General features: G+C 32.8%; 24 protein-coding genes. 5 read left to right on the forward strand and 19 right to left on the reverse strand.

Features of this window, described 5'->3' with window-relative positions; all coding sequences use genetic code 11:
• Positions 1-12: 12 nt before the first annotated feature.
• From SHYC_RS11370 to cntK, 3 genes are read right to left on the reverse strand one after another with little or no spacing between them, the layout of a single operon-like run.
• Positions 13-1293 carry an opine metallophore biosynthesis dehydrogenase gene (locus SHYC_RS11370; protein WP_231912779.1) on the reverse strand — a complete coding sequence of 427 codons (1281 nt, stop codon included), beginning with the start codon at positions 1291-1293 and terminating at the stop codon, positions 13-15.
• An 8-nt stretch (positions 1294-1301) separates the two neighbouring features.
• Complete coding sequence (gene cntL / locus SHYC_RS11375) at positions 1302-2129, reverse strand: staphylopine biosynthesis enzyme CntL (protein ID WP_039647243.1); 828 nt, start codon at positions 2127-2129, stop codon at positions 1302-1304.
• A gap of 9 nt (positions 2130-2138) precedes the next feature.
• Positions 2139-2948, reverse strand: a complete 810-nt coding sequence (gene cntK, locus SHYC_RS11380; RefSeq protein WP_039647244.1) for a histidine racemase CntK — start codon at positions 2946-2948, stop codon at positions 2139-2141.
• A 295-nt stretch (positions 2949-3243) separates the two neighbouring features.
• Between cntK and SHYC_RS11385 the strand changes: the two genes are divergently transcribed.
• Complete coding sequence (locus SHYC_RS11385; RefSeq protein WP_231912780.1) at positions 3244-3846, forward strand: hypothetical protein; 603 nt, start codon at positions 3244-3246, stop codon at positions 3844-3846.
• A 42-nt stretch (positions 3847-3888) separates the two neighbouring features.
• Here SHYC_RS11385 and SHYC_RS11390 read toward each other — a convergent pair whose 3' ends face one another.
• From SHYC_RS11390 to SHYC_RS11435, 11 genes are all read right to left on the reverse strand, one after another.
• Entirely contained in the window at positions 3889-4572 is a 684-nt protein-coding gene (locus SHYC_RS11390) for a YjjG family noncanonical pyrimidine nucleotidase (RefSeq protein WP_039647248.1), read from the reverse strand.
• Between the two features lie 250 nt (positions 4573-4822).
• The gene (locus SHYC_RS11395) at positions 4823-6370 is read right to left on the reverse strand and encodes a coagulase domain-containing protein (RefSeq protein ID WP_039647250.1); all 1548 of its coding nucleotides are present in this window, start codon (positions 6368-6370) and stop codon (positions 4823-4825) included.
• Positions 6371-6932: 562 nt separating this feature from the next.
• Entirely contained in the window at positions 6933-8468 is a 1536-nt protein-coding gene (locus SHYC_RS11400) for a coagulase domain-containing protein (protein ID WP_158484672.1), read from the reverse strand.
• Between the two features lie 379 nt (positions 8469-8847).
• A complete protein-coding gene (locus SHYC_RS11405; protein ID WP_039647254.1) occupies positions 8848-9645 on the reverse strand; it encodes a trypsin-like serine peptidase in 798 nt (265 codons plus the stop codon).
• A 134-nt stretch (positions 9646-9779) separates the two neighbouring features.
• On the reverse strand, positions 9780-10694 hold the full coding sequence (locus tag SHYC_RS11410; protein ID WP_039647256.1) for an iron-hydroxamate ABC transporter substrate-binding protein: 915 nt from the start codon (positions 10692-10694) through the stop codon (positions 9780-9782).
• 89 nt (positions 10695-10783) lie between these two features.
• On the reverse strand, positions 10784-11383 hold the full coding sequence (locus SHYC_RS11415) for a DUF3885 domain-containing protein (protein ID WP_039647258.1): 600 nt from the start codon (positions 11381-11383) through the stop codon (positions 10784-10786).
• A 131-nt stretch (positions 11384-11514) separates the two neighbouring features.
• A complete protein-coding gene (locus tag SHYC_RS11420) occupies positions 11515-11835 on the reverse strand; it encodes an antibiotic biosynthesis monooxygenase (protein ID WP_039647259.1) in 321 nt (106 codons plus the stop codon).
• Positions 11836-11838: 3 nt separating this feature from the next.
• Positions 11839-12216 carry a YbaN family protein gene (locus SHYC_RS11425; protein ID WP_039647261.1) on the reverse strand — a complete coding sequence of 126 codons (378 nt, stop codon included), beginning with the start codon at positions 12214-12216 and terminating at the stop codon, positions 11839-11841.
• Between the two features lie 113 nt (positions 12217-12329).
• Positions 12330-12680: a DUF4064 domain-containing protein gene (locus tag SHYC_RS11430; protein WP_039647263.1), complete on the reverse strand. Its 351-nt coding sequence runs from the start codon at positions 12678-12680 to the stop codon at positions 12330-12332.
• A 194-nt stretch (positions 12681-12874) separates the two neighbouring features.
• Entirely contained in the window at positions 12875-13033 is a 159-nt protein-coding gene (locus tag SHYC_RS12325; protein WP_158484674.1) for a hypothetical protein, read from the reverse strand.
• A 230-nt stretch (positions 13034-13263) separates the two neighbouring features.
• The gene (locus tag SHYC_RS11435) at positions 13264-15663 is read right to left on the reverse strand and encodes a polysaccharide lyase 8 family protein (RefSeq protein WP_039647265.1); all 2400 of its coding nucleotides are present in this window, start codon (positions 15661-15663) and stop codon (positions 13264-13266) included.
• 170 nt (positions 15664-15833) lie between these two features.
• Between SHYC_RS11435 and SHYC_RS11440 the strand changes: the two genes are divergently transcribed.
• A complete protein-coding gene (locus SHYC_RS11440) occupies positions 15834-16442 on the forward strand; it encodes a stage II sporulation protein M (RefSeq protein WP_039647267.1) in 609 nt (202 codons plus the stop codon).
• A gap of 85 nt (positions 16443-16527) precedes the next feature.
• On the opposite strand, the gene SHYC_RS11445 is transcribed toward SHYC_RS11440, so the two are convergent.
• From SHYC_RS11445 to SHYC_RS11455, 3 genes are all read right to left on the reverse strand, one after another.
• Positions 16528-17946: a sucrose-specific PTS transporter subunit IIBC gene (locus SHYC_RS11445; RefSeq protein ID WP_039647269.1), complete on the reverse strand. Its 1419-nt coding sequence runs from the start codon at positions 17944-17946 to the stop codon at positions 16528-16530.
• Positions 17947-17970: 24 nt separating this feature from the next.
• A complete protein-coding gene (locus SHYC_RS11450) occupies positions 17971-18933 on the reverse strand; it encodes a carbohydrate kinase family protein (RefSeq protein WP_039647271.1) in 963 nt (320 codons plus the stop codon).
• 101 nt (positions 18934-19034) lie between these two features.
• Positions 19035-20009 (reverse strand): LacI family DNA-binding transcriptional regulator, encoded by a 975-nt coding sequence (locus SHYC_RS11455; protein WP_039647273.1) that lies wholly within the window; start codon positions 20007-20009, stop codon positions 19035-19037.
• A gap of 265 nt (positions 20010-20274) precedes the next feature.
• Here SHYC_RS11455 and SHYC_RS11460 point away from each other — a divergent pair, with 265 nt between their 5' ends.
• The gene (locus SHYC_RS11460; RefSeq protein ID WP_039647276.1) at positions 20275-21630 is read left to right on the forward strand and encodes an SAP domain-containing protein; all 1356 of its coding nucleotides are present in this window, start codon (positions 20275-20277) and stop codon (positions 21628-21630) included.
• Positions 21631-21828: 198 nt separating this feature from the next.
• On the opposite strand, the gene SHYC_RS11465 is transcribed toward SHYC_RS11460, so the two are convergent.
• Both SHYC_RS11465 and SHYC_RS11470 read right to left on the reverse strand, forming a co-directional pair.
• Complete coding sequence (locus tag SHYC_RS11465; protein ID WP_039647278.1) at positions 21829-22029, reverse strand: hypothetical protein; 201 nt, start codon at positions 22027-22029, stop codon at positions 21829-21831.
• Positions 22030-22460: 431 nt separating this feature from the next.
• Entirely contained in the window at positions 22461-22733 is a 273-nt protein-coding gene (locus SHYC_RS11470) for a DUF2087 domain-containing protein (protein ID WP_039647279.1), read from the reverse strand.
• A 353-nt stretch (positions 22734-23086) separates the two neighbouring features.
• On the opposite strand from SHYC_RS11470, the gene SHYC_RS11475 reads away from it, so the two are divergent.
• Both SHYC_RS11475 and SHYC_RS11480 read left to right on the forward strand, forming a co-directional pair.
• Positions 23087-24007 carry a TDT family transporter gene (locus tag SHYC_RS11475; RefSeq protein ID WP_039647281.1) on the forward strand — a complete coding sequence of 307 codons (921 nt, stop codon included), beginning with the start codon at positions 23087-23089 and terminating at the stop codon, positions 24005-24007.
• A 211-nt stretch (positions 24008-24218) separates the two neighbouring features.
• Positions 24219-25049 carry a hypothetical protein gene (locus SHYC_RS11480; RefSeq protein WP_039647284.1) on the forward strand — a complete coding sequence of 277 codons (831 nt, stop codon included), beginning with the start codon at positions 24219-24221 and terminating at the stop codon, positions 25047-25049.
• The last annotated feature ends 495 nt before the right edge of the window (positions 25050-25544 follow it).

Consider the following 25544-nt stretch of genomic DNA (forward strand, 5'->3'; position numbering starts at 1 on the left):
TTCTACTTTTCCTTAAGTTGTTTGAAGCCCTTGCTGAATACAAGTCATATCACTTTCAAATGTTTTCGGGAAAAATTGTTGTGATTTTTTTAAATGCGGTCGTTCTTCGTGAAAGTTCTGAAGCATTGTTTCATATCGTGTCAGTAACATATCAATCATCGGTGTTTCAATGCATAACGCACGCCCAAGTCCTTGAATGATTTTAGTGCGATAATAATCTTCATGTGGCATGCGCGGTATTTCCCAAATACCTTCATGATTTTGATAAATTTGGCGAAACGGAACCGCTGAAAAATCCTCATAAAACCCTTTCGCATTCGGTGTTGAAAACGGATCAATCAGTATTCCCGTGTAACGCACATAAAGTAAGTACTCTTGTTCCATTTCCGGCAGTGATTCAAATTGTGCAATTTTTGTTTTAGACATCGTCTCAGGGCGTAACGGATAATTCTCTTCTACCATAAAACGCAGTAGGTTCAGAGGTTTTACATTTAGCGCCTTTAAAATCGATGTAATTTCTTGCCACATCCCTCTCATTTCGTGAATTAAATCCATCGTAATCGGACCTTCAGGATATAATTTATACACATAAAACGGGACGTCTGTACCATAAAAAATGGCCTTTAAAGCATGCACATTCATAAATAGTGCGGGGTGTACATACAACGAACTATTGCGCGATTCTGCTTCTATCGGATTGGTTACGACAGTAACAGGTAAATCAATACATTCAAACATGTGTGTTAAACGCGCCAACAACTCAGATGTGTCGGCGGTCGCCCCTAAATATAAATGCTTTTTGAGCCCCATCGTTGTGACGCGATAGGGTTTCGTCTGGTCGAGGACACGTGTATCACCTAAATACGTCGAACAGCTGACAACATCAATTTGAGGTTGAATCGGCTCTAATTGTGTACGTACTATAATGTTAGAACCAAGCGTTGGCGACACGAGCAACACACTTTTAATCTTTTCTAACACGGCATTCGGAAGTTGTTTTAACGTATCCACATAAGCATCTGCAGTACATGCAAGTACAAGATAATCATACGTTCCCGTTACCGAGGCATACGCATCAAAGACGTGACGCGGTGTGGCAGTCCCTGTGAGTGTGTCATGTTGCTTATTTTGAACATGTGCTTCGATGTATCCTGAGGCCGCGACTGCTTCGACAAATTGCTTCGAACGTGCAGACACATGACTGCGACTGACAAACGCAATTTCTGCGTCTAGGTATTTGTCAAAAAGCACACCAAGTTGCACCGCCACAGGACCTGTGCCTACAATGAGCATACTAGGCCTCATGAGCCGACACCTCTTGCAACATCTGCTTTTTGGTAAAGCGCAATATCAAAAATTTGATTAGGCTGAATTACCTCATCGACACACACCCATTGTTTAGCGTCAGTATCACGTTTAGGATAATTAAATATCGCTTTTAAATCATTACCGTAACGCATCGCCACAACTGTATTAGGTCCAGTCAACGTATACAAATCTTCTAAAATGTCATATTTAATAGGGACCGTTGAACTGAAAATGACATGCGTAACGTCTTTAATTTGAGGCAACTGATCGACCGTAGCTTGATGCAATTCAATTGAGGCCTCTGGTGCCAAATCTGCCACCACTTTGCGCCCATACGCGATAGCCTCTGCATCAATATCAATTCCGATAACAGACGCACCGGTTTCTTTCGCAATTTGAATCGGTGTCATCGGAAACGCCCCAGAGCCGACTAATAACACCGTATCATCAGAAGTAATTTGAAATTGACCAAATTCTTCCTGAATACAATGCTCAATATTTTGAAAATACGTCGTTTCTGTCGCCTCGCCTAGAATGTGGCGTTTTGCGCGAAGCACTTCCATTAATTTCACGCATTTCGCTGTAATATCAGCCAATGCCGGCACAATATTCGGCGTTTGTCTCTCTTTTGCTTGCCAATGATGAAAACGTAACGCATTACTTTCGTTAAGTATGTATTGACTGAACACGTCTATCTCACGCTCTAACTCTGAGATTGATTCAAAATTAAGGGCCACTTTTTGATAGTGGTCAACAAAATTCCGATAAAACGTTGCGAGTTCTAGTTCCATTTCTGTCTCAAGTTGGATATTTTGTATCATATTAAGCTCCTATTCTATATAAGCTAACCCCGTTGCAACTGTTTTAACATGCCCCCTAATCGTAATAAGTGGTGACGCAGCCATCTGCGCACAAACACGTAAGACGCCCCCTGGTTGATGTACCATACTATCTGTACACTTTTCCGGTTGTTGTAGCGCTTCATAAACACCGATAGAACCTGTACCAGAACCACAACTTTGCTCCCAAATGATACTACCAAGCTCCGGCACATAAATCAGTGGATGCAACTGGCACCGCTCTGCGTCATATAACAACAATCCAATCGTTTTAAACGACTTAGACCAAGTTTGCGACGTAACAAACGTTTCAACATCGCGATATAAAGCTTCATCAAACGTTACAACCGGGACGACAAAATGACAGTAGGATGCATACGTGATTTTCAACACATCAAACTTTTCCGTACCGAGCACAAGTGTTGTCCACTCATATGCATGTGGTGCGGGTAACGTGGCTTCATAATCACCTAAAGCATGAATTTCGCATACGGTCGGTGTTGAAACCCCAGAAACCTGTAACGACAGCTTACCTACCGGCACAAGATCACGTTCCATTAAATAATGCAACATCGATAACGTCGCATTCCCACAAAACTCATTACCACTCATGTGTAACCCATATAAACCGTTCGATGATTGCGGCCGAATCACAAAACCCACCTGTTCACAACACACGTGTGACGTTTGCATCAACTGATTTGCAATAGGCACATACGCGCTCTCCACATGATCAGAATCGACTAACACCGTCATATTCCCAGACGGATTAAATTTAGAAAAATGAACAATATCTTTCATTAAATAATCTCCTTTGAAAAGCAATTGTTCAATGCATTAATCGTAATGATAACGATTTAAAAACATAATACTTATTTTAGTTGTCTCTGTCAATAGTGATAATCATTATCAATTAAATTTTTTCAAGATTTTTGCCCGACTTTCTTCCTTATATATAAGGTTTTTACATTTTGTGAAATTTTCATGACACAACGCATAAATTTAGGGGTAAAATAATGTTGAACAATTTAGAATGAAATGAAAGGGATGTAGGGATGAAATTGAAAGCATTATTAGGACTCTTTTAACAAGTATCGTGCTACTCACAGGATGTAGCTTGTTTGGTGAAGATGATGATAAAAAAGCAAAATCAGAATCGCATCAAAAGAAAGAACAAAAAGAGAAAAAAGAAGCACAATCAACAGAAGAAAATCAAACAGACAAAGCGTCGACTGAAACAGTCGCTACACAAAAATACGACGTAAACAATGTCACAGATAGAGCAATGTTAGAAGCGATTATCTATGGAGATTATACAGAAATCGATAAAATCGCCGCTTATAATAGTGCAGTGGCCAATGGCGTCATTCCACAAGGCAATGTCATGGAAGGTCCAGCTGCTAAAGCTTACGAAAGCTCATTACGTATCGAACGTGGAGAAGAACGTTCAATTTATGAACAACATACTGATACAACAGAAGATGTGAATGCAGAAATTAATGCAGCAACGACTAAAGATGAACTGATTAGCGCATTACGCAAAAAATACAATGGTGGGTTATCATCAGGAGAACTACAGACGAAAAATGCGATAGAACAAGGATACTATGACGGCGATGATGCAGAAGCTGTTTATAAAGAAATACAACAACGCGAAGCCGATATCACAGCAGGTAAATACGATCATTATCGAAAATAAACTAAAGGCAAGACGTACGTTCATGTACGGCTTGCCTTTTTCTTACAAAATCTGATCAATTTCATGCATCGTGTTGATGGTATATGTTGGCATAATGGGCGTGTTATTTTCTACGTTTTTATGGTTAAACCACACCGTATCAATCCCCCCGTTAATGCCACCTTGAATATCAGAAGTGAGCGAATCTCCTATGATAATGAAGTCATTGGCATTAAGGTGAGGCATCGTGTTAAAAACAATTTCGAAAAACTGACGACTCGGCTTTTGGGCGCCCATTTCATCCGATATAAATAAATGATCAACGTACGACATCAAATCCGTTTGCGCAATACGGCGCTTTTGCGTGTGCGTTACCCCATTCGTCGCAATTGCAAGGGTATATTTTGACTTCAAATACGCAAGGGCCTCTTCAACACCCTCATGCCATTTGATCTTGGCCGTAGCCAAACCCTCTCGAAATGTCACATCTGCTTCATGACCGTCGACCGACATATCGTATTGTTGAAACGTTTCAATAAAACGGTGACTTAGAACTTCACTTTTCGTAAGTTCATTACGCTGAAACGCTTCCCAATGCGCTTGATTAATTGCTTGAAACGTCTCATAATCCCGCTTAGATTCCGGCACCTTATGTTGATCCATTAAATATGTATACGCCTTCACCTCAGCATCATGAAAATCTACTAACGTATCATCAAAATCAAGTAAAATCACTTTATAACCCATCATCGTCACTCCCGCTCAAACGTCATTTAGATTCATTGTAACAGAAAATCATGTATAAACTTAATAATAGAAAGAAAAGAAAAAACTAGCTTCTCCCAAAAGCTAGTCTTTTCTTATTACTATTTTCGTCTATTGTAAACTGTATTGAATTGGTTGTCTTGGTTTAAATTTCACTTATTAATAAGAGGTTATAACAGATTATATTAGCGTGGTTTAACGCTCAAGGTTTTTTAATTATTTAATACATCGTTTATTTCGTAAGTTCATTTGAAGAATAATACGCTTCCGTACTTACGCCTGTTTTAAAGCCAGACATTGTTGCATGAGTTTGATAGTCAAGAACAATCTCATGTGATTCTGTAATTGTTTCTGGTTGTTTCGGAGCCGTATCTTCTGTAAAATCAAAAGCATTACCGTATCCACCATACGTCGTTGAAGGGTTAGAATCTTGTGTAAAATCAACATGCTGCGATTCACCGCTCATACCTGCTAAATTATTTACAGAGTTATAGTTTTCTTGTTTTACATTTTGTTTCGCAACATTTGTCGTTTTAGGTGTTGAGTCAAAACTATACTCAAATACATGACCGTTGCTACCAAATTGTGTTGAAGCATTCGAACTTTCATCCATTGTTACAAAATGAGATTCTCCATTTAAACCATTTAAAGTAGTCTCTGGTCGTTTACTCTTAAGTACATCCACTTTTTCTTCCTTAGTTTGTTGTTTTAGGACAGGTTGTGGTTGACTTTCAGTTGCTACCGTATAAATTGGAAGCTGTGGTGAAGATTCTGGGAACTTAATTGATAGTTCATTTCTTAATTGTTTATGTGGAAATGCTTCAGGATCATTTCTATATGATTTTAGTGGCATAGATGCCGCTTTTGATTTTCTTTCTGCCTCAGCTTTTGCTTTTGCTTTCGCTTCACTAGATTTTTTAGTCATTTCAGATAATTTAGCTTTAGCTTTTTCAGCACGTACTTTTACATTAGGGTCTCTAAAACTTTCATCAGTATTTGCTTTTAGAGCAGCTTCTCTCAATTTTTTGCGTGCTTCAAAATCATCTTTATTATCATCAGTAAGTGGTACAATATCTTTCGGTCTCTCATAACCTATTTCTTTGAAAAAGTCATCAATAATAGTTTCTAAGTTCTCACACATTTCTCCCAACATACGTTGGTTCTTTGGGAGTTTATCTAAACGCTCTTCTGGAGTAGTACCGACGATTAAGAATAATTTATTGTATAACTCATCTAAAGCATCACTATTTTTCCTACTGGAAAATGAACTCATTACCATAAATACTTTATCTTCTAATTCATAAACTTTATCTATAGCTTTATAAAAATCATCGTCGCCTTCTTTAAACCTTTTTAAATCTTTTTTAGTGCTTTCAATCTCTTTAACTTTAGTTATAAACTCAATCTTATTCTGCTTTAATTTTTCACGAATTATATTATACTTTTGAGATGTCATACCTTCCTCATTAGAGTCTAATTTTAAAATGAGTTGATTAAATGCATCTAATTCTCCTAGAAACACATCTTGATATTTTTGATATGCCTCTTTATACTCTATTTCATCAAAACCGCCATGCTCATTCAATGATATTCTATGCGTTAAATCTTTAAAATCATCCTCGTACTGCTTTTTACTAAACTGACTATATCCATTCCATCCCATTTTTAAAGCTTCAGATTTATGCTTAGTTTCTTTTACTAACGCACTTGCATTGTTATCAAATATAAAGTTTGACGCTAAAATAGCGCTTGCTGATAATACTAATAATTTCTTTTTCATATTTTGTTCTCCTTTATTCTAAATAAAATAACCCTTGTCAAATTCCCTTTTTTTGACGCAGCTTTTCGATTATATAAGTTTCACTCAACATAAACCATTAAGTTAGTTTTAACACAACATTAATTCTACTTTAAATTAGTTTATTCCTAAAATTTGTAGTGTAATTTTATTTTAAAACCCGAAAATTGTAGCAAATACCTCGTTCTCTTTACTTTATTCACTACAATTGTAATTATACACTATAATTTCTTGTTTCTTATTTCTCTTAAAGGATGTTTAAGATAATTTAAGTAGGATTTAAATTAATTGAGTTTGCCTATTGTATATAAATTCGCGTTAATGTTTTAATCTAAATTAAGTTAATTGAATTGCATTTTTAATTACTTTTAGCTCAGTATTAAATCTGTATTAACGCCATATTATGCACTTTCAATACATTGGTGTTAATGAATTTTTAATTATTTCACATTAAGCTTTCTTATTTGTTTAGGTTTGATTTATGCGCACAAAACAAAAAGGCTAGTTTTTACCCAAAAAAGCTAGCCTTTTTAAGTTTGATATATTATTGACCATTATAAATTTTGTCGATTTGTTGATTTAACCGTTTTTGTTGTTCAGGACTTAATGTTTTTACTTTTGCTTGTGCAGCAACACGATCTTGATAAGCATGCGAGTTAACGTATTTATTTACTAATTCTTCAGCTTCTCTTACATGATTACGACGAATTGCACGTTTGTCTCGTTCTGTGTAACCAGATGTATCACTTTCACTATAGCCGTATTTATACCCTGATTTTTCATAGAATGAAGATTGATCAATATCTACAACGTTTGATTCTGTTATCGTTTCTTTTACTACTGGTGCATTTGTTGTTGGATTTTGTTGATTCAATTCATTATTCTTTGGTGCAATATCTTGTGAGTACTCGATAAAATTAGAGTTACCTTTTGATTGGCCAGATGGTTTAGAGTTATGCGTAACAGTAAAATTATTTGATTCACCACTCATACCTTTTAACTTTTTATTTTGATTAGTTGTTCCACTTAATTTATTATCATTTGCTGGTTTCTGTTGATTTGAAATAATAGATGAAGCCTTGTTGCTAGATGCAACATGTGTAGAAACAGAAGATTTCGTAGTAGGTTCTTGGATGTTTGATTCTGAACGTTTCTTTAGTTGCTTATATTTATAAGTTTTTTGTTCTTTACTTTTTATTGATTTTGATGTTTTAGATGCTTTTGCTTTTTGAGCTCTCTTAATTCTTTCTGCTTTAGCTTCTTCTTGTGCTTTTTTAACTTTATCAGCTCTTATTTTCACACCAGGATCTACTAATCGAGCATCATTTTTTGCAGCATTTGCATCTTGTCTAAGTTGATTTCTAATTTCTTTATTGTCACCATTTGATTCTGTTAAAATTGGTATATAATTCGGTCGAGCTAATTCTGCCTCTTCAAAAAATTGATCAATGATTGTTTCTAAATCTTCTTTCATTTTTTCTAACATTCTTTTATTTCTAGGCGCATTGTAATCTCTATCATAATCAGAGATTCCAACTACAACATCTAGTTTATTATACATGTTCTGAACCGCATCTACTTTCTTTGTAAACGTTCTACCAATCATTAGAATTTTATTTTCTAATTGATTAATTTCCCAACCCGCATCATATTTTTCTGTTTTGCTAAATCGTCTTAAGTCATTGTGAGATTCTTGTATTTCTCTTGCTTTTGCTGCAAACTCTTTTCTGTTTTCTAATAGTGATTCAAATATTTCTTTATATCTTTCATATGTTAGTCCGTAAGTAGTATTTGAAACTTTTGTAGGATACCAAATTCCACCATACCAGTACCCCTCTTTTTTATTTATTTCATCTTGTTCTAGTTTAAATTTATTTAAAGCTTCCATTTCTGCCATGAATTTCTTTTGATAAACCTCATAAGCTTCCTTATATTCAGGTTCATCATAGCCAGCATGTACGTTTAATGATAAATATTGTATTAAATCCTCTAGACTTTCAATATAAACTTTAACTTGATCCTTATGACTTCTATGTCCGTTTAAATCTTTAGCTTTTGACGTATATGGATTCTCTCTCACGTCTACTACTGCGCTTGCACTGTTATCAAATATAAAATTAGATGCTAAGATTGCACTTGCCGATAATACTAATAATTTCTTTTTCACTTTATAATCTCCTTTAATATAAATAAAATAGTTGTCAAAAAACCCCTTTTTGACACAGCTTTTCGATTATATAAGTTTCATTCTACACAAACCATTAAATACGGATTAACAAATATTAATTCTACATTAAAAGAGTTTATGTCTATAAAAAGTGGCATGCTATCGTTTTGTATGCAAAAGTACATCGTAATAGTTCCGTTTAAGTTAAAACACATAAAAAAATGTGTACATTAACAACTGAAAAAAGCCCCTTAAACATATGTTTAAGAGACTTCTTCAAATATAGTGATTATTAGTTTGAATTTGCTTCAATCCACGCTTTTACTTTAGTAGTAATAAGTGCGAAAGTTGCATTTTCATTATTATGGTTAGACGTTGACAAAATGTCAATTAACTCATCATTTTGGTCATTATTATCGTCATCTTTTAAAAATAACCCTGATCCAGATTGACCTGGTGCCGCAGTTATATTAGTTGTTATAAGTCCAGATTTGTTGAATGAACTTTCATCGTTTCCATTAGCAGCATTGATATATAAACTCTTGATATTTCCTGGATATTTTAGTGAATAGTTCTCTCCATCACTTGAAGAGTATCCTATTGAATAGACTGATTTATTCACTAAAGTGTTAGAACCATTTTCTGTTCTATCTGTAGATACACCTCTGATATGAGGCATTCTTTCTTTTAAATAATGTTCAGATGAAGTTGACACTGGTTTGTCAACCTTAAGAATCGCTAAATCTTTTTCTTTATTTACTGGTTGTTGATTACTTCTTTGTTCATAAACTATAACCTTTTTAACATTTAATTCTCCTAATGGTGTAGAGATACCTGACAATGCCGGATAGATTTTACCGATATTACCTTCTTTATTTTCATAATCTACACAATGTGCTGCTGTTAAATATGTTGATGAATTAATTGCGACAGCCGTACAGAATTTACCGTTACCTTCAAATTTAGCGGTAAATAAGTGATTTCCTTCTGTCGTATTGGTATTTATTATGCCGTTTGCCCATATTGACGATGAAAGTAATCCTCCTAATACGATTAAACTGATTAACATTGAAATACATAATTTTTTCATGCTTTTATCTCCTTTCGATGTGTTTTTCTGTAGTTGTTCATAAAGCATTGAAAACTTATGATTTTTGTATCATTTATTTATCATAACATTGATGATTTAGCCATATATAAATTAATTTTATCATACATGCATATTTATTGAGATTTATTTAAAATCTCTTTTTTTAATTTTACTCTTAGATGCTCTAATGTGATAGGATCAGTAAACCAATAATCTTCTGCTTTATATGAAATCACTCTATTTTTCTTTACTGCCTCTAAATTTTTCCATGTTTTAGAGTTTTCAAAATCGAATGCGCTATATGAAGGTTTACTTAAGAAAATATAGTCTCCTGCGTAGTCAGCAATTTCTTCTTTCGAAATAGCTGCGTAGCCTTTTTTAACTTGTTGGAGCTTCTCTTTATATTTTTGTGTCATTGGCATGCCAAACGCATCATGAACAATATCCAAGCCTCGGCCCCACGTGCTGTTGTATACATATATCTCTTTTATATCAGGTTCAAATACTGACGCAGTGGCATGACCTATTTTCTGTTGAATGTCTTTTTTATCTTTGGCTGTTTGAGCATCCCATTTTTTAATCCAGTTTTGCGCCTTGTCTTCTGTATTTGTGAGTTTTCCTAGTTCTTTTAGAATTTCTTTATGGTTGTATTTGGTATATGTGTAGGGAATCGTCATTGCAATTTTTTCGTATTTTTTAATGTTCTTATCTGAAGCATCTACAATAATTAGGTCGGGCTTTAATTTAGCAAGTTTTTCAACATCTCCTTCACCAATGAATGTTGTACCTTTCAAATGTGATTTTAATATTGATGAATCTTGCACAATATTTGAAACGGCAATCGGTTTGATGCCTAATTCTATAAAATCCCCAACATAGAATCCTGTTAATACCGCCACTCTTTTAGGGTTTTTAGGAACAGTCGTTGTTTTTCCATTTTCCAATGTATAGGTACGTGTTTCTTGTGATGCCTTTTCTTTATGATTCGTATGCGTGCATGCCGCTAAAAATAAGATGCTACATAAAACCATTAGGAACACTTTCTTCATGTTATCATCTCTTTCTAGCCGATATTCCATTACAAATTCAGATTGTTGCTTAATTTTTAACGTACTCGTTTTGTTTTGCCATTAAATCTTTACAATACGTCTTCTAAATGATCTACTAAAGCATGATATTTATGTGTAAAATGATGATAGTCATTTTCGTCATCAAAGTATAACCACAACCCCCTATCATCATATAAGAGATACAACATATTTTTAGTTTTATTTACAAAATACAATTCAGAATAATGTGAACCTTGATTGATGATAGGTTTTAAAGGTGGAAAATCTTGGTTACAAATAGCTTTTATTAAGGATGAATGTTTAATATTTTTAGTAGAAATTTTGTATGTAAAGGCAAAACAAGGATTATTTTCGCTATTTTGATACCTTTCAATATGATGTGGTATGTATTTTCTCGCTTGCGTATATTTATCAATAAGCCTTGTTTTCGAATACTTTTTCTTATAATTGATGACTAAATGAATCATTTCAACGTCATCTGTATTTGAAAACATTTCCTCAAAAATATCTATCGCATTGCGATATACATTTGAAAAATAGGTATCATTTAATGTGTCTGTTCCAGAAATAAATTGATATTCACCTTCGCTTAAATCTAAATGAACTGCATTTTTTTCTTTTGAAAAATTTAAATGTTGTGTCTTGAGTTGGTTTAAATGAATAGTCATAACGTTCTCACTTTTTAGGTTTTATTAGAGAAATCATCCAAAAAGACTAAATGTGCTTTTAGCGGCATTTAGTCCTTAGGTTAATTAAAAAATGCGCGCATGTGCGAATGTCATAAAATGCTTTAAACACGTTATTTCACAAACTTATACGCAATCTCATATTTAGAAACTTTATTATTGAGAATAGGACTTTCTGCATCTTCTTGATGACTTCTCACTTTCTGGTGCGCTGCTTTAAACACATCAGAATTTAGCCAATTTTTAAATGCCGCTTCTGTTTCCCAAAGTGTTAATATTTTAACTTCATCATAGTCTTCATTATGTTTGGTAATTGTAACCATCATTTCTTTGAACCCTTCGATTGTTTCAATACCTTGTCTATTTTGGAAACGTTCTACAATTTTTGGTGCGCTCCCCTTTTTTAGCTTTAAACAGTTCTCTGCCATAAACATTGTTCATCTCTCCTTTGATTGATTAGGTAACGTTTTTACAAATGTAAATAAAAAGATTGTTTGAAAACACACCATGATGAGTAACATCACTCGAATCATCGTGTGATCGATCATATAAATTGAAAATGCGATAACGATATATAAACTGATTAAAAGTTTAAACTTTTTAATCAATGTGTAACCACGTTCATTTTTAAAACTTTCTACGTATTCTCTATACACTTTCGTATGTATTAACCAATTTTTAAATCGTTCTGAGCTTTTCGCAAAACAAATTGCGGCAAGAAGTAAAAATGGTGTCGTCGGCAATAACGGAACCACAACACCAACAAAACCCAAAATGGTACACGTGATGCCCACCATCAGTAAAATATATTTCACAGCAACACCTCTAATTGATAATCGTTATCAATTATACAACAAAAAGTAAGCTTGTAAAACAAAAACCACCCAAATATGGATGGTTAAATAAATATTTATAAAATACTATCTTTTTATTTTCTTAATAGTGCTAGAATTCCTGCTACTAATATCAAAATTCCAGATAAAATACCGAATAATCCAATTAAAATAAAATTAAGTATTCCACCTATTACTAGTATAATTCCCATAACAATTCGTTTTTTATTGATTATACAACTCACAATTAAAGTAATAATACAAACAAATATTACAGCAATACCTAATCCCATAATTTGTCCTGAATCACTTGCCTCGAATTCGTTACTAATACTTCCAACCATTAGAGCAAATATGCCACCTAAAATTCCAAAAACACTGCCTAAAATTCCAAGTACCATTTCAGCTACTCTGTTCGTAGGCTTTGAATAAATCTGATTCTCCAAAAGAACAACCCCTTATTTATAAAATATTAAAATAAATTAGATAAACTTAATCGTTGACTATCCAAGTTATTTACAACCCAATTATATAATACTATGTTTCCCCTAACAACATAATTTATATATAAAATACACTTCTATTCTTTTGAATACTTCTAAAACCATATTCTCTTTTATATATCAAAATCTGGTTCTTCTTATATTTGTAAAAACTCTTCTAAAAGTTTTGTATCACTATACTCAGAAAGTTCAAGCGACCGCCAAAAGTGATAATATGCCCCTTCTAAATAATTAAAATGAAAAGAGATAGGCTCATTTTCACTGGCTAGTAATGAAAACACCTCATCATCATTCACAAAGATGTACGCTCACAACATTTTTCATTGTTTAGTACGTTTTGATTTTACGTCCACAGCATGCTTGCAATATAACTTTTCATATCTTAACCTAACTCATTTAGTGTCACAACGTTTAAATTAACAGCTATAAAGAAGGCTCTTTCCTCATTTTCTTAATATGCAAAGACTAAATATTCATATGTTTTTAAAATATGTGCTACTTTAAAGTGATAATTCTTTTTCATCCTTTATTTGCTTATTTCAAAATGGATATGACGATCTAAACTGTTTTTATTGACGATGTGATACCCATTCAAATTAATAATAGATTGGATATCTCTATCTTTGTTTGATACTTCTGGATTATGATATGAACACTCGAACGTATGCGCATCTTTTTTCTTAATTATATACATACCTTTAACTTTAACTTCGATCTTATTGCCCTCTATTTCAAATGTTTTGGTTTCATTATCATAATTAACAATTCCCCATACGTTATTCACATTGTCTTTAACAACATGAAGTTGATCTTCTTGTTTAATGATACTCACATCATTATGTTTTTGTTTAAATTTAGTTTGGTCGATTCCAGGATATAAAACGTAGGCATAGTGATGATTTGTATCAGAATGTGCTTGTGTTACTTCATAGTAGGTTTGTTTAACTTCTTTACTGCTTTGATTTTTATTAATATCTTGCCAACTACCTGTTCGCTCGACTTTATCAACATTTAATTTTGTAGGCTTAAAAAAGTGATAACCGATGTTATTTTGTTGATCTTCAGCCTTTAAGAATACAGAGTTTGCTTCTTCATTTATTGATTTACCTAGTGTCTGATTATCTTTATATAATGTGTAACCGTCCGCTTTACGATTTTCAATTGTTGTTCGAGCAGCTTTATTATTAATTCCGCTTCCCACAAAAACAATTTTGTCATCTAAAATAAACCATGATTTTTTTGCTGATAGTGTCTGTTGTTGATTTTCAAAATCCATACCGATACTTGCGTATTTATCACCCAGTGATGTTCCACCGACAAAAGTTTTCTTACTTTTTTTATCACCAGATGGCTCGTCACCCAAAGTTGTTGTTCCTGCAAGATGTTTCTTATTCACTGTAGGCCAATAATGATTACGATAATGTGTCACATCATCATTGTATAAATAAGACATTCCTGCCCCTGTATGCCAACCTTTTAAATTTTCGTTATTGATGGATTCATAACGAGACACTTTGTCTGAAGTTAAACTTAAACCAAATGTATAGTTAAGGTTTGGATTGTGATAGACGAGACGCTTCATCTCACCGTATATTTTTATTTGTTGTGGCTTGTTTTTTATATTAATTGACGTATCATCCATAAGTTTTTTCATCATTTGAATATCTGCGTATGATTTTAATTGATCATTCTGGCTGTAACTTTTATCAGATAGCACGGATGTTTTAACATATTGTTGATATTTAGCTTTTATGTTTTGGTTCTTTGTCGCAGTGCTTATTCTTAACAACGATTTCATAACCGTTGTAGATGTAGAATGGCTGGTTTCATGTCCACGACTGATTGCTCTACCTCTTACAAAGTCCATTACTTCACCTTTGTGTATCGTAGGCATAAATGCGTCGTCGATCCAGTGATCTAAAGTTTTCATTTGTTCATTATTGATACGTAAATTTGATGCGTTCACAACCGGCAACATTTGAGAGATGCCTTCTAATAAAACAACACCATATGCCCCTGTATAAGGCACATCTTGATGATCTATGTATGACCCATCTGTATAGAAACCATTACGTGCTTTTCCACTCGCACTTTCTTGAACATATGTAAAAACGTTTTTAAACGAATCAATCGCTGATTTCATCTTACTGTCGTCTTCGTTGATGATACTTTCCAGTAATTTTACTTTCGAAATATCGACTAAATTTCCACCTGTCGCTTTTTCAGGTTTGCCTACAGACGCTAATATTTCATCACTTTTCGGTACATACTTTTGAATCGGTGCTGTGTATATTTTCTTTTCTTCGTTTGTGAAATGGTCATCCATTAATATGAGCGTATTCGTTAATGCTTTCGGTGCCCCTATTTCGTAATCCCACCAATTTATTGTTTTCTTTTTGTTCGCATCTTTTTCAATAAAGTTAGACGTCAAAGTTCTTATATTGTTTTCTGCTTGTTTACCATAAACATGTTCATGCATCCAAGCGATTGCCTCTTTTAGTTTTTTCACATTCTCATCTGCTTTTAGAGATGATTGGGGATGATTCATCGCTTCCGCAATACGTTCAATATTCTTATAGCTTTTTGTCATATGACTTGAATTCGTTTGAACATCTTTCGCACTATCCCATAAGTACGTTTTATCAGAATGTGTGTTCATGTCATTCAGTAACTTTTGTGCTTCTTTTTCAACATACTCATATTGTTTCTTCATCGCTTCATTATGATCATCATAGTATTCATAACCATAATTTGTAGAAAGCCAAATTTTCTTGAGTTCTTGATATTTTGATTTGTGATGAGACTGTTCCTGAGTTTCACTGCGCGCTTCATTCGCCTTTACCTCAGTAACATCAATACAACTCATAGTAACTACCACAAGCATCATGGCATAGAGCTTCGTATATCTTTTTAAATTTAATATCATCTTATGTCTCCTTATCATAGGTGTATAAATAGGTAAATCACCTTATTGATTTACATACTCTTAATTATATATAATTTTTATTCTTTGTATATCCAGTTATAAAGTTAAGTGTTTGAATTAAATACATTATCTTTAATAAAATATAGATAAAATAATTTACGAGGTGCCTTATGCTTAATTTTGAAGATACGACTTGGTTTAAAAGAAGTTTGAAATTTTTCATACTATCATTAGCGATTACAGTTATTTCTTTTGTTTTAACTTTGATTGTTAACCCTTCTATAGATACCTTTAAAAATATCGCTAGAAAGGTTCCTGACAGTGTAACTCAAGCACAAGGTTTGGAAAAAGTATGGGAATATATTGTTCATAATGCAGCGATGGTGCCTTTTCAAATGCTTCTTCTCGCATTCATTCCCATTCCATTTTTATATTGTTTAAATTACATTACAACATCAGCATTGCTAGGCGTAATTTGTAGTATTGCGATTCAAATAGATTTACATAAAGGTATCAGTATGATTATTTCCGCAATTCCTCATCACTTTCTTGAATTGTTTGCGATGTGTATCGTTGTGAGCAGTTTATTTAAATTAAATCAATCTATCGTCAGGAAAATCACTAACTTTTTCAGGCAAGATAAAAAACAAAATTATTCCTTTAAAACAGCATGTATGAATTTGATGAAATCTTATCTTTTAATTGCTTTACCTCTGTATATATTAGCAGCTTTTACTGAAACATATGTATCGAATTTTATTTATGAGATACTTCAATAATCTAGTATATGTACTATTGAATTTAGCACCACATAAACAAAACACTCCCTATGTACTTTTAGGGAGTGTTTGATTATATATTCTATTATTTCGCTTCTTTAATTTCTTGCGCCATTTTATCACTATAGCCGAAGAACCATGTAAGCACGAATCCTACACTAAATGACACGATAAGTACTAGAATGTATAACGGCAACTGTCCGATATCTTTAATAAATAACAACATACCTGGTAATACGGTAATCGCCATGCCTGATGCTTTTAAATGGAGTAACGATGCAAGGAATCCTCCGACTGCCCCACCTATTAATCCACATACAAATGGCTTAAAGTAACGCAAGTTTACACCGAAAATGGCAGGTTCTGTAATACCTAAAAATGCTGAGAACGCTGATGGTAATGCGAGTGCTTTTAGCTTTTTCTGACGTGTTTTGAGACCAACCGCAACTGTTGCAGCACCTTGTGCGGTCATAGCCGCAGAAATAATTGGATTGAATTCATTGTACTTAAATTCTTCTAACAGCTGGATTTCCATAAAGTTAAAAATATGATGCACACCTGTAACAACGATAATTTGTTGGAAGAAACCGATTAACAAACCTGCAATTCCAAATGGCAAATTTAATACCCATATTGTAATTGATAAAATCACAGTTTCTAAGCCATGAAATACCGGTCCAATAATAAACAACCCAAGTGTAATCATCACAAGTAATGTTAAAAACGGTGTAACAATTAAATCAATGGCATCTGGGATTTTTTTGCGTAACATTTTTTCAAATTTTGCGCCAATGAGACCTACAAAGAATGCCGGTAAAACGGAGCCTTGATAGCCTACAACTGGAACGAATCCAAAAAATTTCAATGCCTCGGCTGAACCATTCCCCACTTCATAAGCGTTAGGCAATGCAGGATTGACAAGCATTAAACCGAGCACGATGCCGAGTACCGGGCTTCCGCCAAATACTTTGAATGCACTCCATGCGACAAGTGCAGGTAAAAACGCAAAAGCTGTATCTGTTAAAACTTGTGTGAACAGGATGAAATTAGGTGAAATGTCTTTCGGTGTCATACCCATCCATGACAAAATTTGTTCGTTCATCAATACGCCACGTAAGCCCATGAATAAACCCGTTGCGACTAGTACAGGAATAATTGGAACGAAAACGTCACCAAATGTGCGAATCGCGCGTTGGAACATATTCCCTTGTTTTCCTGCTTCATGTTTGACATCGCTTGTCGATTGCCCTTCAATGCCTAAACTTTCAACAGCACTATAAATTTTATTTACGGTTCCTGTTCCAAATATCACTTGATACTGGCCAGAATTATAAAATGCACCTTTTACTTTATCGGTACTTTCAATTTGTGCTTGATCAATTTTTTCTTTATCATGAACCACAATGCGTAATCGCGTCGCACAATGTGCAATTGATTTAATGTTTTCTTTACCGCCTACCGCATCAATGACTTGTTTCGCGATGTGTTGGTCTGACATTGCCATATGTAACCCCTCCTTATTAAAGCTCTAACGACGTGTTAAAGTACGTACCTCATCAATAGTTGGTAAGCTCCCGATTGCACCTTTTTTCGTTGTTGTTAAAGCGCCTACCGCATTACTCAATTTCAAAATATCATTGGCATATTGTTTAAGATTATCCATTGGCTTAAGTGATTGTTGTCCTTTTAACAATTGATAAATAACCGATCCAATAAAGGCGTCTCCCGCACCCGTCGTATCTTGAACGTCAACGTTATAACCCGGGTGATAACCAATTTGACGCTCTTTAGTATAAATGGAGGCCCCGTTCGCACCTTCTGTATAAATGATCACTTCTGTTTTACCTTTAAATAATTGTTGAAGGGACGCAGTGTCATCACTTCCTGTTAAAAATGAAAGTTCTTCATCAGAAATTTTTAAAATATGGGCTTTAGGAGTAAATTCAAGTACAGTTTCTTTCAATACATCCATTGATGGCCATAAAGGAAATCGTAAGTTCGGATCAAAAACAATCGTGCCTTGCGCTTTTTCCATTAATTCTATTGCTTTTACATGAGCCGCTTTCATCGGTGATGGAATTAAATCTACGGAACAAAAATGTAGAATATCATCTTCTTCAAAATTTACATTTATCGTAGAAGCGTCAAGCAACATATCCGCAGAAGGATTTCGATAAAAAGCGAAATCCCGCTCACCAGATTCTGTTAAACTGACAAACGCGAGACCTGTATTGGCGTCAGTTGTGCGCTGAACCAAAGATGTATCAACACCTTGATGCGCTAACATCTCTACAATCTGATCTCCAAACGCATCTTGACCTAGTTGCGTAATGAGCGCGGAGGCTTCCCCGAGCTTCGTCACACAACTCGCAACATTCGCTGGTGCACCACCAACTTGAGGCTCAAACCCTTTCACCTCTTTAAGTTCTACACCTTTCGTTTGAGGTATAAAATCAATTAAAGCTTCACCAATCGCATATAATTTTCCCATGCTTTCACTTCTTCCATTCAAAAATTACGTCACACAAGCTTTGGAACCGGTACCAAATTAGTTTAAAAAAAGTAAAATGCTCTTCAACGAGAATTTTACGTTTAGTTGTGCAAAATGTCAACGCTTTCTTTTTCGTCAATAGCGTAATCCATGCGTTGTAATAGCGGGACTTCCTCACCATTTAATAAAGCCATCATCGATACCGCAGCACAGTGACCTGTCTCCTCATAAGGAAACACGATTGTCGTAATTCGCGGTGTCACAATTGAAGTTGTTTCATAACCTCCAAACCCTGAAATGGATAATGTTTGAGGAACATCAATATTCATATCAAGCGCGGTTTTTAATACGCCCAAAGCAATATTATCTGTCGCACAAATAATGGCATCATAATCATGAATAAAAGCTTTAGAACGTTCTTGCGCATCACTTAACTTAAATGAAGTCGTGTGAACAGTTGCATCATGGTTAAAATCCGCAAGCCCATCAAGCACACCACGGCGACGATGTACGCCTACCGCTTCATCACGTTCATCCACACCAAAATACGCAATGCGCTTAAACGCTCTCTTACCAAAATAATTACCCATAAGACGTCCCGCATCATAATCATTTTGAATAATCGAATGAATGCCTTCATACGACTGTCCTACTAAAATAATCGGTACTTTAATCGATTGAATCGCTTTTAAATGCGCATCCGTCAACGCAGTCGCAAGCAAAATAATGCCATCGACCTTATTCTTCGCAAGTGTAGATATCGCATGAATTTCACGTTGTTGATCTAAATCCGTATTCACGATGATGGTTTGATAATTTTGCGTTCTCAAATATGTTTCAATGCCATAAAGCGTTTGGTTTGACGCATAAGAGCTTAAACGTGGCACAATGACGCCCATCATTTGCGTTCGTTTCGCCTTTAAACTTTGCGCAAATTGATTTGGACTATATCCTGTCTCTTGTACCACACGATCAATTTTCTGACGTGTTTTAAGGCTAATGGAACCTCCATTCAAATACCTCGACACCGTACTTTTCGATACGCCCGCAAGCTTAGCAATATCACGAATATTCATAGCATTCACCTCGCTTATATCATAGCACAACATGAGAAAGGAAAAGATAAGAAGACATGGAAAAGATATTTAGCGTCATTTAATTTAAAGAGTGGTATAAGAGTAAATAATGCGATATCTATTACTAAAACTTGTAAGTTGAGATACTTTAAATATTTGTGAAAATTCTCTTTATTAATAAACATATTTTTGATATACCATATATAGGGGTTATTATAAAAATAGTCTTCTTTTTAAATTGAATTTTAAACGAGGGGTGAAATAAATGAAGGTAATTATTTATTGGATCATGTTAGTCTTTTCTATTCTAACTATATTTGGCGGTATTTTAACCGTATCTAAACAGGGTTTAACAATAACAGACACTATTACTTTTATAATTTTTATATCTTTAATAATATTTAGTATGATTAAAATTAAAAAACACAGTAAAACTACGTATCGTAATAATGACACCAGTAAAATGAAAAATACTGAGGATAATAAGAATCATTACAAGCTTGATGATAAAAAGGATTTTAGTTATACAAATGAAATTAATACTAGTAAAGTAAAAGAAAATCATAATGAATCAGAAATCATTCAAACACAGCCATCTATTGAATACCCACATCATATAGAAAAAGATTATACTTATAATAAAGGTGATAATAATCATATTCCTCTAACAATGACCGAAGAAATTAATCATGAGTTAAATGCCTATGATATTTTAATATTGCATATGAATAACAAACGAGAAGTTGGAAAAGAAATAACTAACCACCATTTTCTAATTGAAAATCAGATAAATGTGAAAAGGCATATAGATAAATTAATTGAAGATGACTATTTATTTATTACTTCGAACTTAGAAATTACTTTACATTATTTAAAAGTTCCTGAATTAAAAGAGATATTGAGGAAACATAAACTTAAATTAGGTGGAAATAAACCAGAATTAATTGAGCGAATAATTAATAATATAGGTGAAAATTCAATTGAGGCACCTAAGGTATATCTATCAACCCCTAAAGGTGATAGGTTAATAGCAGAAAGTAAGTATATTTTACATTTTTATAACAAACATTTTATTTCTTTAGGCTTAGCACATAAGATTGCAAAAAATGCTATTAATGTTAATGATAAAACAGAATTTATTTACCTAAAATTACTTGAAAATGATAATACCGCACACAGCTATGATAAACAACATATAATAAATAATCTAATAAGTTATTATAAAAATATCGAAAAAGATATGAACGTTATAAGAAAATACAGCAATTACTCTTTATACTTATCTGTTGAAAGAGGTATAAACTCACTCGGGTTTCACAATAATGATTATGAAAATATCTTAGCACAATTAAAAAGTTATTATTTCATTCATAGGGATTACTATGAGAATCTATTTTTAATTAATGATTTTAATAGATCGTTATTCAAGAAAATCTTCTATGAAGATATTGTTACATTCGAAGAAGCCGATAAAAATTATTGTAATGATATATGCGAGGTATTATTTGCATATATTTATGGCAATGAAAATATTAATATCGATAATTTCCCAGTTATTAAATACAAGTTGAATGAAAAGGCAAATGAGTGGCAAGAAATAAGTAATAAATATAGATTTTAACTATTTATATTAAATTTAAAACTTTACGCAAAGATATTTTTTGTATGTATAATGGCTATATTTGAAAAAGAAGTGAGAAAACCTTTAATTTCTTAACTTCTTTTTCATTCCTAAAATCTAAACTTTAAACATGAAACAATTTATTTAAGAGTTTAAATGCATTGCTATTATTAAGTCTAATTCCTTCTAAACTTATAATTAATTACGCATTTTAGACGTATCTTTTCTAATTTCTTTTAAGTTAATGATTCCTACCAGTACAGGCAAAAACGCAATGATAAAGCTTAATAAATACCCCGCATCAAATATAAATGAAAACACTAGAAACGCTACAATTCCGACAATAATTAGAAATATGTTGAAAAAAGTATTATCTGCTATTTGTGGTTTATTAAACATCATTCAATCCCCCTAGAAACAACTAACTGCTGCATCTGACATACCACAAGTTACCCATATCTCCTTTATCTAAGTTACGTCATTCACACTATCAAACAAATTAATACTTGTGTTCCATAATTCTTAGGTGTTTGATGTGCGTGCTTATCTGTCTGATATATTAAAACGTCATTTTCACAACACATAACAAATTATTTCAACAGAACTGATATTATATCTAAATAATGTTACATTAATAGATGAAATAAATATTAATGAAGTAAAATGGGTGATTCGTATGGTTATGTTTATCATGTTATTTCTATTCATTTATTCAATCATCATTACATTAATGTATTTTAGTCGAAAGAAATGATTTAAAATTTATTAAGGAATATGTAAAATCACTGGATATTTAAAGAGATGCCTAACAATAAACATCTAATTTATTGCTAGGCATCTTCATTATTTTCTTTAGCTATTAATTGATACTCTTTTCCACCTTTATCTCTAGATAATAATGAATAATCTATCATATATCGTCTTAATAATACATAATCATCATAATACGATTTTAGTATTTCGTTTATTTCTTTCTCATTATAGATTTTCCCTTTTTCAAATTCTGAGGCAAGGATTTCCATCAATGCTTTTTTATCCTTTTCTTTTCGAGGTATGACTTGTATTCTATTATTTTTTATAAATCTTCCTTTAATCTTATTCATTTTTTACTCCCCTTTATCTCAGTATAGATGCTTGTTTATTACTTGTACTAAACCCATCCCCATTATTCTGTATTTCTCTTATGAACAATTTACATAATTCTTAGTATATGAGATATCTTGCAATTATTTTTTATTATGTTACAACATACACCCATGTGACTATTTTAAATTACGTGAGAGGTTTAGGGAGTTTTAACTTGATGTGTTCAGCTTCGTAAATTAATTTGAATGATTTGATGAAATTCTTTTCTATTTTATTTGATACATTAAAAAAATTCCTTTCCAAATATTCAGAATGCCGAAATATCATGGTATAATTAGTGAAGAAAATCACAAAGAGAAGGTTATAAATCATGAGACTTCAAAACATACCATTAGTATCATCAGGACTGGTCTTAGGTTTATTAGGGCTAGGGAATTTATTAAAAGACGTATCGCTTAGTTTGAATGCATTATGCGGAATTTTAGCTATCCTCGTTTGGCTTCATCTTTTATACAGTATGTTCAATAATGTGAATCATGTTAAAAATCAATTAAATAGCCCTCTTGTTTCTTCTGTGTTCACCACATTTTTCATGTCTGGTTTTTTAGGAACGACTTATTTGAACACGTTTTTCAGCCATATCTCCTTCATTCATCATCTCATCACACCTTTATGGCTTCTATGCCTTATTGGAATCTTGACGCATATGATTATTTTTTCGCACAAATATTTAAAGTCGTTCTCTCTTGAAAACGTATATCCTTCTTGGACTGTACTTTATATTGGTATAGCGATTGCGGGATTAACAGCGCCAGTAAGCGGCTATTTTTTTATAGGTAAATTAACAGTGATTTATGGTTTTTTAGCCACATGCATCGTCTTACCACTGGTTTTCAAACGTTTAAAGGTCTATCCTTTGCAAACGTCCATTAAACCAAACACATCCACCATTTGTGCGCCATTTTCCTTAGTGGCTGCTGCCTATGTTTTAGCTTTTCCTGAAGCACATGTGTTTGTCGTCATACTTTTTCTTATTCTGTCTCAAATGTTTTATTTTTATATTGTTTTTCAACTTCCAAAATTATTAAGAGAACCGTTTTCACCCGTATTTTCAGCATTTACATTTCCTTTAGTTATCTCAGCAACGGCTTTAAAAAATAGTATGCCTATACTCATATTTCCGGAAATTTGGAATGGGCTCTTAATGTTTGAAACGGTATTGGCAACTGTAATCGTATTTAGAGTATTTTTCGGTTATATACATTTATTCTTAAAACCAGTGGAAAAATAAAAAATCCATATCGGGACTTTGAATATTCCCTTTACACAGGGTCAAACATATAAGCCACTCTCGAAAATGAATAATAACGTACTTTAGTGATATATTTATTTGTAAATCTAATTACTTTATGTTATGGTTTATTTAATTTATAATTATCAGAAAATTAAAAAATATTATGATATGCGACATTAAATATTATTTTATAATGGGAGGACTATCTTTGCTTGAATCAAACCTTTCGATAATAGCAAGTACTTTAACAATCATAGGTTTTTTCATTAGTATTTTTATAAAGCAACATTCCATCAATAATAGCCAGAAAATTAATGGCAATAATAGCTCAATCAATAATCACCAAAGTTTTATTATCAATGAAAATAATACATATAATGATGTTAAAAACCTAATAAATAACCAAAATACCGAAAATGAATGGTTAAATACATTTTTAATATTGGGTGTTTTTTTGGTTACAATTACATTATTCATTAAGTTTAATCACTTAATAATAACGATTTCTTGTTTATTTACCTTGATTACTAGTTTTATAATCTGGACCAAGTTAGTAAAATATCATTTATCAATGAGAGCTTTTTTATTTTACGCTATTAAGTATATTTTAATATCTTCAATTTTATTAACCGGATTATTCTTTAATCCTGTCTTAGTTTCAAATTTAGAAAACAATCTTCCACCACTCGACAAAAGTAATTCTATATCATTTATTATTTCAATATTTACAATGTCCACGTCAACATATACGTATTTAAAGAATTTAGGTATTCCAAGTTATGAAACATTTGTGATATTTTTTCGTTTTTTATCATTAATATTTATATATTTAATGCTCTATGATGATATTAAGAAGAATAGTTTTTTAAAGAAAACAGCACAATTCTATAAAAACACCGGTCGATTATTTTTTTCATATTTCCTTTTATCCTTATATTTATGTTCAGTTTTATATTTAATGCATTTTTATCATTTCCAAGGTTTTACAAGAACTATATTAAATCCAGTATTTGATTGGTTAGGTATTCCACATAAATGACAGTCAAATAAAACTATTTTTCATTTTCCCTATGCTAACTAATTCATTAAAGTTTTGATAAATCCATAAATTTGAAATCGATATCATAATAAAGCAACGGAGTTTCTATTCTTTTATGACAGCCTTTATAATAAAATTTCAAGCATTGAATGGCATGCATGATGGTAAATCAATTTTTTTACATCCTTAGATTAATGATTTTAATAATTCACTCACAATTTATAGCACAAAAATTGGTGCAATGAGCAAGCTATTGTAATGTATCAAGATAATATTAAAATAGAGACATCTTACCCTACGATATCAGTCACAGATAGAAGGTGTAAAATACTACGTAAGGTTATTTTAGAAAATAAACAATAGATCAAAGGATAAAATGTATGTTGATAGAAGCTTTATTTCAATAAACCACAGGGGCAACCCTATGTCGCTATCTAGCATAAATAGGAACATGTAGCAAAATGCCAAAAATGTGGGGATAAATAAGCATGTAAC

It is taken from the genome of Staphylococcus hyicus (genome assembly GCF_000816085.1).
GTDB classification, from domain to species: Bacteria; Bacillota; Bacilli; order Staphylococcales; family Staphylococcaceae; genus Staphylococcus; species Staphylococcus hyicus.

Coding starts and splice junctions, on each gene's coding strand:
- SHYC_RS11370 (WP_231912779.1), bottom strand. CDS start 1,293: ATGCTCATTGTAGGCACAGGTCCTGTGGCGGTGCAACTTGGTGTGCTT.
- cntL (WP_039647243.1), bottom strand. CDS start 2,129: ATGATACAAAATATCCAACTTGAGACAGAAATGGAACTAGAACTCGCA.
- cntK (WP_039647244.1), bottom strand. CDS start 2,948: ATGAAAGATATTGTTCATTTTTCTAAATTTAATCCGTCTGGGAATATG.
- SHYC_RS11390 (WP_039647248.1), bottom strand. CDS start 4,572: ATGGGTTATAAAGTGATTTTACTTGATTTTGATGATACGTTAGTAGAT.
- SHYC_RS11395 (WP_039647250.1), bottom strand. CDS start 6,370: ATGAAAAAGAAATTATTAGTATTATCAGCAAGCGCTATTTTAGCGTCA.
- SHYC_RS11405 (WP_039647254.1), bottom strand. CDS start 9,645: ATGAAAAAATTATGTATTTCAATGTTAATCAGTTTAATCGTATTAGGA.
- SHYC_RS11410 (WP_039647256.1), bottom strand. CDS start 10,694: ATGAAGAAAGTGTTCCTAATGGTTTTATGTAGCATCTTATTTTTAGCG.
- SHYC_RS11415 (WP_039647258.1), bottom strand. CDS start 11,383: ATGACTATTCATTTAAACCAACTCAAGACACAACATTTAAATTTTTCA.
- SHYC_RS11420 (WP_039647259.1), bottom strand. CDS start 11,835: ATGTTTATGGCAGAGAACTGTTTAAAGCTAAAAAAGGGGAGCGCACCA.
- SHYC_RS11435 (WP_039647265.1), bottom strand. CDS start 15,663: ATGATATTAAATTTAAAAAGATATACGAAGCTCTATGCCATGATGCTT.
- SHYC_RS11440 (WP_039647267.1), top strand. CDS start 15,834: ATGCTTAATTTTGAAGATACGACTTGGTTTAAAAGAAGTTTGAAATTT.
- SHYC_RS11445 (WP_039647269.1), bottom strand. CDS start 17,946: ATGGCAATGTCAGACCAACACATCGCGAAACAAGTCATTGATGCGGTA.
- SHYC_RS11450 (WP_039647271.1), bottom strand. CDS start 18,933: ATGGGAAAATTATATGCGATTGGTGAAGCTTTAATTGATTTTATACCT.
- SHYC_RS11455 (WP_039647273.1), bottom strand. CDS start 20,009: ATGAATATTCGTGATATTGCTAAGCTTGCGGGCGTATCGAAAAGTACG.
- SHYC_RS11460 (WP_039647276.1), top strand. CDS start 20,275: ATGAAGGTAATTATTTATTGGATCATGTTAGTCTTTTCTATTCTAACT.
- SHYC_RS11465 (WP_039647278.1), bottom strand. CDS start 22,029: ATGTTTAATAAACCACAAATAGCAGATAATACTTTTTTCAACATATTT.
- SHYC_RS11470 (WP_039647279.1), bottom strand. CDS start 22,733: ATGAATAAGATTAAAGGAAGATTTATAAAAAATAATAGAATACAAGTC.
- SHYC_RS11475 (WP_039647281.1), top strand. CDS start 23,087: ATGAGACTTCAAAACATACCATTAGTATCATCAGGACTGGTCTTAGGT.